The 1,418-nt window shown below is 46.3% G+C and carries 1 protein-coding gene; it reads left to right on the top strand.

What is annotated here, in order from left to right; all coding sequences use genetic code 11:
* Positions 1 to 108: 108 nt before the first annotated feature.
* Positions 109 to 1,418 (top strand): ATP-dependent helicase HrpB (gene hrpB / locus AB4496_RS14160; protein ID WP_372131193.1); only part of this gene is annotated, 1,310 nt, incomplete at its 3' end.

Here is a 1,418-nt window from a genome sequence, read left to right as displayed (position 1 = left end):
GGATTGAAGTGCATATTACTTATTTAGAGAGGTAGGTTTTTATGTACAATGTTGCCAACATTACACCACAAGGTTCACCCATTGCCACAACTGCCCATAGAAGCTGTGATGCCAGATCTGCTCGCTGGCGTACAAACACACACTCAACTTATTCTAAAGGCCGCTCCCGGTGCCGGTAAGTCAACATTCTTCCCTTTACAGTTGGTTAAAACTAATGCTGTTCAAGGCAAAATCATTATGCTTGAACCAAGGCGTTTGGCTGCAAGGAATATTGCTACTTACTTAGCGAGCCAACTAGGAGAGAAAGTGGGAGAGAGCATAGGTTATAGGGTTCGTGGTGAATCTAAAACCAGTAGTGCGACTCGCTTGGAAATCGTGACTGAAGGGATCATGACGAGAATGATCCAAACCGACCCTGAATTGACAGGGGTTGATATGGTGATCTTTGATGAATTTCATGAACGCAGCATTCACGCAGATACTGCATTGGCGTTTAGCTTGGAGATCCAAGATGCGCTGCGTGACGATCTAAAAGTGGTGGTGATGTCGGCAACCTTAGATCAACACGCTCTGCAATCTTTGTTACCTGATGCCAAGTATGTTGAATCGCAAGGCCGAACTTTCCCTGTCGACTTCCGCTATCAGCCATTAGGCTCGAATGAATATTTAGCACCTAAGATGGCCAACGTGATTCGTTCTCTGATGGAGAAAGAATCGGGTTCACTTTTGGCTTTCTTACCGGGTGTCTCGGCGATAAAACAAGTGGAATCACAACTTGGGCAACTTGTCAGTGATATTGACGTGTGTCCGTTGTATGGCCAATTGAGTTTTGAACAGCAGCAGAGAGCGATCGCGCCATCGGTGAAAGGGCGTCGAAAAGTGGTATTAGCCACTAACATTGCGGAAACTTCTTTGACGATTGAGGGGATTCGTTTAGTGGTTGATTCGGGGTTAGAACGAGTTGCAAAGTTTGATTTGAAAACCGGTATTACCAAGCTTGAACAAGTGAAAATTTCGCAGTCTTCTGCTGAGCAAAGAGCGGGTCGTGCTGGGCGAATCGAAGAAGGCTTATGTGTTCGCTTGTACAGCGAAACACAGCTTATGCAGCAACCTGCTGTACCAGAACCTGAAATTCTTCATTCTGATTTGTCTTCGTTGGTGTCTGAATTGACGCAATGGGGCGCTGCGAGTGCTGATGAACTGCAATGGTTAGACGTTCCACCAAAAGCTTCAACAGAACAAGGTAAGCAACTCTTACAAAATCTGGAACTGTTAGACGCTAATGGGCAGTTCACTTCGATCGGTAAGCAAGCTCAGCGCCTAGGCATTGAGCCGCGTATCGCTAGTATGCTGATCAAAGCTCAGCAAAACAGTCCAGCCTTGTTGAATGTCGCGATTGTCGCTGCCGCTTTACTCGA

Source organism: Vibrio sp. 10N.222.46.A1, assembly GCF_041473595.1.
GTDB lineage: Bacteria > Pseudomonadota > Gammaproteobacteria > Enterobacterales > Vibrionaceae > Vibrio > Vibrio tasmaniensis_A.
The sequence above is the reverse complement of the archived record's forward strand: the minus strand, read 5'-3'. Positions and strand labels throughout refer to the sequence as shown.